The 8577-nt window shown below is 61.4% G+C and carries 9 protein-coding genes and 1 tRNA gene; 5 read left to right on the forward strand and 5 right to left on the reverse strand.

The features are described from left to right. Positions 1 to 233 precede the first annotated feature (233 nt). The gene (locus AC1DZU_RS27145) at positions 234 to 4208 is read right to left on the reverse strand and encodes a PAS domain S-box protein (protein ID WP_477289729.1); all 3975 of its coding nucleotides are present in this window, start codon (positions 4206 to 4208) and stop codon (positions 234 to 236) included. Positions 4209 to 4455: 247 nt separating this feature from the next. Between AC1DZU_RS27145 and AC1DZU_RS27150 the strand changes: the two genes are divergently transcribed. The 3 genes from AC1DZU_RS27150 (at position 4456) to AC1DZU_RS27160 (ending at position 5744) form a co-directional block, all read left to right on the forward strand. Next, positions 4456 to 4914 (forward strand): phasin, encoded by a 459-nt coding sequence (locus AC1DZU_RS27150; protein WP_095088547.1) that lies wholly within the window; start codon positions 4456 to 4458, stop codon positions 4912 to 4914. A gap of 347 nt (positions 4915 to 5261) precedes the next feature. Continuing rightward, positions 5262 to 5338, forward strand: a tRNA-His gene (locus AC1DZU_RS27155). A 142-nt stretch (positions 5339 to 5480) separates the two neighbouring features. Continuing rightward, a complete protein-coding gene (locus tag AC1DZU_RS27160; protein ID WP_477289730.1) occupies positions 5481 to 5744 on the forward strand; it encodes a hypothetical protein in 264 nt (87 codons plus the stop codon). A gap of 48 nt (positions 5745 to 5792) precedes the next feature. Here AC1DZU_RS27160 and AC1DZU_RS27165 read toward each other — a convergent pair whose 3' ends face one another. From AC1DZU_RS27165 to AC1DZU_RS27180, 4 genes are read right to left on the reverse strand one after another with little or no spacing between them, the layout of a single operon-like run. Then, positions 5793 to 6047 (reverse strand): hypothetical protein, encoded by a 255-nt coding sequence (locus tag AC1DZU_RS27165; protein ID WP_477289731.1) that lies wholly within the window; start codon positions 6045 to 6047, stop codon positions 5793 to 5795. Positions 6048 to 6056: 9 nt separating this feature from the next. Further along, positions 6057 to 6275 carry a hypothetical protein gene (locus AC1DZU_RS27170; RefSeq protein WP_477289732.1) on the reverse strand — a complete coding sequence of 73 codons (219 nt, stop codon included), beginning with the start codon at positions 6273 to 6275 and terminating at the stop codon, positions 6057 to 6059. A gap of 43 nt (positions 6276 to 6318) precedes the next feature. Beyond that, the gene (locus AC1DZU_RS27175) at positions 6319 to 6444 is read right to left on the reverse strand and encodes a hypothetical protein (RefSeq protein WP_477289733.1); all 126 of its coding nucleotides are present in this window, start codon (positions 6442 to 6444) and stop codon (positions 6319 to 6321) included. Next, a complete protein-coding gene (locus tag AC1DZU_RS27180) occupies positions 6441 to 7091 on the reverse strand; it encodes a hypothetical protein (RefSeq protein WP_477289734.1) in 651 nt (216 codons plus the stop codon). Before AC1DZU_RS27180 ends, AC1DZU_RS27175 begins: the two co-directional genes overlap by 4 nt. 416 nt (positions 7092 to 7507) lie before the next feature. Between AC1DZU_RS27180 and AC1DZU_RS27185 the strand changes: the two genes are divergently transcribed. Then, positions 7508 to 7708, forward strand: coding sequence for a hypothetical protein (locus tag AC1DZU_RS27185; protein ID WP_477289735.1), 201 nt, complete (start codon positions 7508 to 7510; stop codon positions 7706 to 7708). A gap of 183 nt (positions 7709 to 7891) precedes the next feature. Beyond that, a complete protein-coding gene (locus AC1DZU_RS27190; RefSeq protein ID WP_477289736.1) occupies positions 7892 to 8149 on the forward strand; it encodes a hypothetical protein in 258 nt (85 codons plus the stop codon). The last annotated feature ends 428 nt before the right edge of the window (positions 8150 to 8577 follow it).

The following is an 8577-nucleotide window of genomic DNA, read 5'->3' on the forward strand; positions in this document are numbered from 1 at the left end:
ACGTAACTTGAGGGAGAAATCCCGTTCCTCTGCCCCCGGAGGATCTGAATTCGCTCAAGCCCCGTTGTGACAGCAATCCCATCTCTTAAGGCGTCCTCTTGGGCGCCTTTTCTTTTTGCTGATGCATGTCGCCCAAAAGTTGGTCCAGGTTTTGGGAGAACGACATGCATATGCGCATCGCCTGAATCCGATCACGCCATGCGCTTGAGGCCGGACTGCTTTCCGGAATTGCTCTATTCGGCGAGCACGCGGGTCGACGGAAACGCGACCTCGACCAGGGTGCCTTCACCCGGTGTCGAGTTGATGGTGAATCGGGCGCGGTTGGCTTCCACCATCGCCTTGGTCAGCGGGAGTCCAAGCCCCGTGCCGTCGCCACGTCCGCGCTTCAACGCGTTGATCTGCTTGAACGGCTTCAGTGCCTGCTCGATCTCGGCGTGGCTCATGCCGATGCCGGTGTCGCGCACCCGCATGACGACGTCGCCCGATGTCTCATAGGCGGTCGAGACGATCACCTGGCCGCCGGCCTGGGTGTAGCGAATGGCATTCGACAGGATGTTGAGCGCGATCTGGCGCACGCTGCGCAGGTCGGCCACCACTTCCGGCAGCCGCGACGCGAAGCTGGAGCGGATGATGACGCGCTCGCGGTTGGCCTGCGGCTGCATCATCGCCACCGTCTCGGCCAGCGTGTCGTTGAGCGACACTGCCTCGTATGCCATCTCCTGCTGGCCGGCCTCGATCTTCGAGATATCGAGCAGGTCGTTGACGAGGTCGAGCACATGGTTGCCGGAGCGATTGATGTCGCGCAGATAGTCGCGGTAGCGGTCATTGGCGACCGGCCCGAACTTCTCGTCGACCATCAGTTCGGAAAAGCCGATGATGGCGTTGAGCGGCGTGCGGATCTCGTGGCTGATGCGGGCGAGGAAATCGGTCTTTTGCGAGGACGCACGCTCGGCCACCGCGCGTGCCTGGGTCAGGTCCTCTTCGGCCCGTTTCCACTGCGTGATGTCACGCACGACGGCACAGAAGCCGCTGTCGTTGGGCAGCCGGCCGATGGTCATGAACAGCGGGATGAAGCGGCCCTGCGCCTCGCGCCCGATCACCTCGCGGCCGTCATTCATGACGCTCGCCACGCCGGGCTCGGACAGTCCGTTGAGATAATCGCGCGCCGCGCGCTGGCTTTCTATCGCAAACAGCGAGGCGAACGGTTTGCCGGTCACTTCGTCGCTGTCGAAACCGAACAGCGCTTCGGCCGGCCGGCTGATCGAGCGGATGGTGCCGTCACGGCCGATCAGCACGACCCCGTCGGTGGCGGTGTCGATGATGGTGCGCATCTCGGCGATGCGTGCCTTGAGCTCGGGAATGTCGGGCTGCGTCTGCTCGTCGCCAACCACATGCAGGGCCGCCGGCGCGTCGTCTTCGCCGGTGCGGCGCACGACCAGCATCAATGCCTTGCCGTCACGCCAGGGGACGGAGCGCAGGATAGCCTCGATCGGGAATTCCTGCCGATCGCGCGTCTTCAGTCGCAAGGCGCGATCGGTGCCGTCGGAGGTGCCATCGTGGGCGTAGGGGTCGGCAAACAGCGCGCCGAGGCCGCCGGCATCCGCCAGGTCGTCGAGCGCCTCATAGCCGGTCAGGTTGAGGAATTCCTCGTTCGCATAGTGCAACTGGTCGCCGGAATGGATGAGCAGCGGCACGGGCAGTTTGCTGAGAAGCGAGGTATCGGGAGCCTTGTGTTCATCTCCGGCCGAAAAGGCCGACGGCACGAACCCTTCGACCTTGAGCGGCGGCACATTAAGGCGTGGGCGCGCGATGCGTGCTGCGGCGCCGCTTGCGCCGGCAGTTTCCGCGACGGACGCAACCGCTTGCTGGTCAGACGCCGCGGCTTCCTTGTCGGGCTGCGCCCAATCTTCACTATCCTCGGCATCGCGAAAATCCGCCGATGTCATGCTGTCGTCATCGACGGCGCCATGTGTCGCATCGGCAGAAGCCGGCTTTTCACCGGTGGCGACGGGCTTGTTGATCTCTGGTTGCGCCGCAACAGGTTCGGAAACCGGGGCCTCGTCACTGCTGTCCGCGACAGGGCCGCGTTCGTCGTCACGGTCGGCATAGTCGAGCAGAGAGCCCGGCACGGTGTCGGAGGGTGCCTCATGACCCGCTTCGTCCGGGTGACCGCCGTCAAGCCGCGCCAGATCCGCTTCGTCCTCGGCATCGACATCCGTCTCGGACGGCTCGACCGGCATCGTTTCGGTCTCTGGCTCATCGCCGGCAAGCGTCGGCTCTTCGTGCGAGGCCACATCCGGTGTTGACGGAATCTCGCCGACTGCCGGCGCCTTCGTCTCCGCCGTCGGTACCTCCGTCGCGGCTTCGGCAGGTGTCGCGACCGCCTGTCCCCTGGGATTGTCGAGGCTGGGCTTCTCGGCCTCCGGCGGCTCGACCGGGGAACTGTCCTTCTTCAGCCTTTCGCCGATCTCGCGGAACGCGCTTCGCTCCAGCGTCGACAGGCCCTTGTCGTTGGCTGGCTGGCGATGTTCGGCCAGCCGGATCACCTTGTCGGCAAAGCGCCGCTCCGGTTTCGGCACGATGGTCAGCGCCGGCACCTCGCCCTGGAACGGGTCCGATGCCTTCGGCTCCTCGAACTTGGGCTCCTGGGCTTTCGACGCTTCAGCCTTGGGCTGTTCAGGCACGGGTTCGACGGCTTGCGGCTCCGGCATCTCCGGGGCCTTGCCGTTGGGCACCAGGGCCATGCCGATGGCTTCCGGATCGACGACCGCGTCACTGGCCCGGGCAACACCGAAGCCACGGAAGCCTTCAAAAGCACGGCTGCGGCCATAGACAGGCAGCGCCGCGAGGTCGACAGGGATCTTCAGATCGGATCCGGCGACCGGCCACAGCACGGAGCGGCCGGACCAGGTATCGCGCCGTTCCAGCAAGCCGGCGATCTCGCCGGAGGGATCGAGGCCGAAAGTGGCCGCCACATCCCTGAAGCGTCGGCCGATCACGTCGGCGGCCGGCTTGCCGACGATGTCGGCGAATTCCGGAGACAGTGTGCTGAACTTGCCTTCGGCATCGGTGCGCCAGACGAAGCGCAGTGGCGCCGCCGCCCGGTCGATCGACCGCGCGACCGGGCGTTCGACAGGGGCCTTGGTCTCGCGCTGCGTCGGATTTTCCGCACCCTCCACGACGGCGGCAGGGGGCTCAACCGGCTCGGCTGCAGCGGCCCGGTCGGCCTGTTGCCTGTCTTCCTCACCGGCATTGAAGTACCAGTGATCATGCTGCGCTGGCGTAGTGCCGGCAGTCGCCGGGTCGTTATCCGCCGCCTTCGCAGGCTGCCCCGCTGGATCGGCATTCTCAGACGCTGCCGGCATCGGGATAATCTCGGCGGCTTCCGGAACGCTCGGTTCGTCCACGGCTGGGTGTTCGATGCCGATTGCAGGTCTGTTGTCCTGGTCCGGTTCCGACTGGGCAATCGCGCTTACCGCAGCCGCGCTTTCGACCTGGGCTGGCGGTTGCGTGTCCGCGACGCTGTCGTCGGCAGCGGACGTGTCGTCGAGTTGGTCCTCGTCGATCACCACCAGTAGATGCCGTTCCTCGGTCAATCTTGCCAGCCCTGCCGGATAGGAGGTCGCGCCGCCGGGAACGAGGCGCTTGACGATGCGGTCGCTCTCATCCGCGACGTCGGCAACCAGCGCCGCCAGCGTCTCCGGCAAGATGCCCAGTGCCGAAAATCCTTCCGAGGCGGCCTCGACGTTTCCCTTGGCATCGACAAAGGCGATGAAATGGCCGTCTTCGGTAAGGCCGCCGATGGCGCGAGCGGCGATTTCGCCGGCGCTACGCGAGCCCGTCTGCGCCGCCGGCACGGTCAGCATGATCGCCTTTTCGGCGTCCGGCATGGTCACGGCACTGGCCAGGAAGCCGACGGCACGGCTGGTCAAGCCGGTTGCCAGCCGCACCGTGATGGCGCGGTCGCCGCCAATCTCGGGAAATCCACTGGTCGCCATGATCTGCCGTCTGGCGATCAGCGGCAGTTGCGCGGAAGCGCCGATGATCGCCTCGATGTCGGGATAGCCGAACACTGCGGCCCCTGGCCCATTGGCCCAGATCACCTGCTCCAGATCCGTTGAAAGAATCGCGACCGCGTCGCCGGCGGCAAAGCGCTGGCGGACTGCGTCGAGCACGGCGACGTCGAGGAAGGAATATTCGGACGGCATGCGCTTGGCGAACCCTCACGGAGCGGCAAATTGCGGTTAACGCTTTGTTAATAAAAGCCGGCGGCGCGAAGGTCCACAAGCCAGAACGTGCAAAGGCTGGAATCTGGCCTCTTGGTTAACGGCCCGAAGAAATTTATGGTGCACTGCAACAAAGATATTGCAATGCACAAAATTTGCCTTTATATTGCCATCATACATGAACGAGACGGCTTTCTGTCAAAGCCGCTGACGCTGAAAAGGATGGAAAATGTCCAGGACCAAAACTGCCGACACGATCGAAAACGTTGAATTCCCGAGCTTCGACGCTTCCAAGGCCACCGACCAGATGCGCGCTTTCGCCGAAAAGGGGGTTGAGCAGTCGAAGGAAGCCTATGCCAAGCTGAAGACCGGTGCCGAGGAGACCCAGAAGGCTCTGGAGTCGACCTACGAGACCGCCAAGACCGTTTCCAGCGACCTGTCGCTCAAGACCATCTCCGCTCTCCGCGCCAATGCTGAGGCTGGTTTCTCGCACCTCGAAGCCCTGATCGGCGCCAAGTCGCTGTCGGAAGTCGTCGAGCTGCAGACCGCCTTCCTGCGCAAGCGCGTCGAAATGACCGTCGAGCAGGCCAAGGACTTCCAGACCGTCGCCTCCAAGGCGGCCGAGGATGTCTCCAAGCCGATCAAGACCGCCTTCGAGAAGGCGATGAAGGAAATCAAGGTTGCCTAACATTTGCGCATGATCTGAGGATGCAACAAAAGGTCGCATTTTCTTAAAAACGATCAGGCGTATGATGGTAGCCATCAAGGAATACCCGGCGGGTGGAACCTCCTCCCTCTGCTCCCGGGGTGACCAGCCAGCACCTCCTCCCGCTGGCTCGTAACAGGAAAAGGCCGGCACCTCCTCCCGCCGGCCTTTTTCTTTGTCCGGCGAAAAGTCGATGCTGTTTGTGGGGAAGCGACCTTTGCCTAGCAAAAGTCTTGAATTAAGATCCATTAGCCCGTAAGGACGCATCGCCGAACGACGGAGCGGATCACGGAAAGCGCGCTTTCCACCTGGTCCGGCTCGGTGAACGTGCCGTTGTAGCTCAGATGGTTAGAGCGCCGGATTGTGGATCCGGAGGTCGCTGGTTCGATCCCAGCCAACGGTACCATCGGATTTCTCAATTAAATCAAGACGTTGATGGACAGGGCAGGGCGCCAAATTGGCCCTTTCGCGTCATGTTGCAACCCACTACCGTTGATTTCCAAGGGTTTCCTGCGGCTATCGGCAACTCCGCGCGACATGGATGCGACATGGCCAACATCAAAAAGTTCCCTGTGACCCACGCGCAGCGCGAATTGAACAGACGAGGCAAGATGAGCCTCAACTGCATCGTTAGCGATCGATGGATCCGCGTCGGCGACCCGGCACGCGGCTCTCCGGAGATCGGAACACCGATAGAGATCGACATCATGAGGGCGTACAGCCCCTCAACGGGCGGCGATCATAAGCTGTGCAGCATGATCATTACCGTGGATCAACTGCGCGCACTGCTTGAAGAGATAGACAGGCGATAAGCCCGCCACCGTGAGGCAGCGGGCTTGATCGCTTCGTGTACGGAATGATTAGAGGCCTTGACCTCCCTCGATAAAGCCGGGGAAGTCATAGTCGCTGGCGTCGAGTTCCCGCTCGTCGATGGCCTCCCGCTCGTCGTCGCCTTCACGATCATCCATGAAGCGCTGGTCAGAGCCGGCGTGGTAAGGTTCAAGGTTCTCGTCGCCGTCGATCTCGTCGAGCAGCGCGAGCAGGTTCTCGATCGTCGTTTCTATCCGTAGGCGTAGGGTCGGCGTCATGCCGATGAATACGGTCTGGTGCCTCATGACCGCACCTTATCGACATAAGAGGCAGGTCTCGCGCGGCGGTCCGACCACCCGCCCCAGGACGTTGACCGTTTGCCCAATGTCGGCCTTGGTATAGGTGATGCCTAGATGGACGCGGAACGCTTCATCCGGAGCGCCAGGTCGCACGAACCTTCCGTTTTGGTCCTTGCCGGTTTTGTACCAGCGCGCCAGAAACGGCTCGCCATCGATCAATTGCCAGACGATCAAACAGTCATCTTCGAGTTCGGCAAACGGGTCGACGGTCAGCAGTTCATTGGCATAATGGGTTACCCATGAAGTTGCCGCCGATTACGTCGGTATAGGCCATGATCTCGAAACAGAGCTTGCCGGCCTTCGTGGGGTCAAGCACCTTCGCCAATGTGACGGGCGCGGTCATGAGGCACCGCCTTTCCCGACGATACGGGCGATGTCGGCCATGATGTATTCGAAGTTGTCGTGGCCATCGAACTCCCACACCCGATGCACCCGCGTCTTGGCGGCAAGGTCATCGAGCGTTTCGGCAGCGCTGAACATGACGCGGTCTGCGGCCTTGTTGGTGCGGCCCAACTGGCGCTCATAGCCGCGGTCGATCTTGGTGAAGCCGGTACGGCGTCGGATCGTCCAGTCGGCTTTGTTGTAAACGCGCGAGGCCTCGTCGTATTCACCCGCGTCTGGCGATTTCCAGTCGCGCAGTTCCGCGATAGTCAGATTGCTGAACGCCTCGATTTCCTCCTGAGTACGTTCCCGCCTAACCGGCTTCACCAGCTTGGCGCACTCATCGAAATACCGCCGTTCGGCGGCGCCATGCTCCGGCTCCATGGCGCGGAGCTTGCTCCATTCGGCTTGGAAGGCGGCTTCCAGCTCGGCCATCTTGCTGACTAGGGCAGCCGGCGCAGGTTTGACCGTAGAGGCCATGGCGGCGGCTGCGAAAGCCAGGCCTGCCCCGGTCAGGTTGAGCAGGCGCCGGCGGGAAAATCTTCCAATCTGCATTACCTCGGTAGCAGGCGAAGCTTCGCCGGCCGCCGGAACATGGGTGTTCGGCATTGGTATCTCCTAATGGTGATATTTACACCATTAACGGTAATGCCATACCCTATTTGCTGTCAATGACATTTGGTGATAAAAACACCATATGAAGCCAGTTCAATGCCGCATGGGGCGTGCAGCCCTCAATTGGAGCACTCTCGACCTTGCCAAAGCGGCCGGTGTTGGAGGGAACACCGTCAACCGTTTTGAAGCCGGCCAGGACGCTCGGGTAAGCAGCGTCGACAAGATGCGCGTTGCACTCGAATCTGCAGGCGTCGAGTTCATCCCCGAGAATGGCGGCGGCGCTGGAGTGAGGTTGAGGAAATGAAACGGCCTTCCCTCACAAGGCTGTCAAAGCACCCTTCTGTATTGCTTGCCACCGCGTGCCGGGTCTGATTACCTTTGATTGTTTTCAAACCGGGAGGGTCACTTTCATGTTTCTAAAACTCACTCAAAGTGGGGGGACTAATATCCTCTTGAACTCAGACAAAATAATCGGGATACAACCGACAACAAATGCAGCTGTTACCGTGGTCTATCTGACCGGAATAGGCGCAGCCTCGAAAGAGACCGCCGTCAAGGTCACCGAAACAATACAGCAAATATCCGATCTGCTGCAGGCCGCCCATGTCTAAGGGCCGCGGCTAGAAGGGTCGCCAAAACCAAGTATCGTGTGTTTCTCACTAGGCCCGTGCCTTCCAAGCCGGCCATCCTTTCATGGCTGAAATCTTCAAGCGCTACTCCCTTTGGGGAGCCGACTTGCGTTTACGCTCAACTGGCGCAAAACTTTCAAGTCTTGGTCCGGGGGAAAACGCCAAATGACTCTTCCAACTCAAGAGCAACTTAATGAGCTGCGCATCCTGAATGATGCGAAAGAAGTTGAGCGTAGCAGCCCGCCCCCCGACGCAACGCAACAAACGGAAGCGGAGTTGAAGGTTGTCCGGTTGGCAAGGGAATTGACGGACGCCCTACAAGCGGCAAGAGAATTGGGCGTGCCTATGGTCATTCAGGTTGATGACATACATCTCGGCAAACGGCTGCTTACGCAGGTTCTAGCCAGGGTGCTGGTCGATTGAGGCTTTTTGCACCGCTACAGCTTCGGCTTCGGCGTGATCTCCTCGATCCTCACTTTGTCGCCGATCTCTTTCGCTAGGGCGAACGCCTTTTCCTTGTCCTTGGTGGTCAGCACGGTGCGCTAATGCGGCTTGTCGAACACGCTTACGATGCAGGTCCTTACAGGCTTGTCGCGTAGGCGTTCGGCCTTGTGATGCCGCGCCGGCGCGTGTTTTGATTTAGCGCAAGGACGGTGGGGGTCAGCCGGGAGCAGGGATAGTGGCTGGGATGTTGGAGCGCTCCTGCTGCCGTCCTGAGGAGATTGTCATGAAATCCATATCGAGGAGAGCAGTGCTCGGGCTTGCTGCCGCAATGCTCATGGCCGGCAGTGCCGGCGCCGTCAAGGCTGCTGCGATTGTCCAGGTCTCCCTGTGGGACAAGGGCGCGAGTA

This window comes from Mesorhizobium sp. P2_A12 (genome assembly GCF_056405075.1).

Excerpts from the sequence above, each read along its gene's own strand:
- AC1DZU_RS27145 (WP_477289729.1), bottom strand. The coding sequence starts at position 4,208 with ATGCCGTCCGAATATTCCTTCCTCGACGTCGCCGTGCTCGACGCAGTC.
- AC1DZU_RS27150 (WP_095088547.1), top strand. The coding sequence starts at position 4,456 with ATGTCCAGGACCAAAACTGCCGACACGATCGAAAACGTTGAATTCCCG.
- AC1DZU_RS27160 (WP_477289730.1), top strand. The coding sequence starts at position 5,481 with ATGGCCAACATCAAAAAGTTCCCTGTGACCCACGCGCAGCGCGAATTG.
- AC1DZU_RS27165 (WP_477289731.1), bottom strand. The coding sequence starts at position 6,047 with ATGAGGCACCAGACCGTATTCATCGGCATGACGCCGACCCTACGCCTA.
- AC1DZU_RS27175 (WP_477289733.1), bottom strand. The coding sequence starts at position 6,444 with ATGACCGCGCCCGTCACATTGGCGAAGGTGCTTGACCCCACGAAGGCC.
- AC1DZU_RS27180 (WP_477289734.1), bottom strand. The coding sequence starts at position 7,091 with ATGCCGAACACCCATGTTCCGGCGGCCGGCGAAGCTTCGCCTGCTACC.
- AC1DZU_RS27185 (WP_477289735.1), top strand. The coding sequence starts at position 7,508 with ATGTTTCTAAAACTCACTCAAAGTGGGGGGACTAATATCCTCTTGAAC.
- AC1DZU_RS27190 (WP_477289736.1), top strand. The coding sequence starts at position 7,892 with ATGACTCTTCCAACTCAAGAGCAACTTAATGAGCTGCGCATCCTGAAT.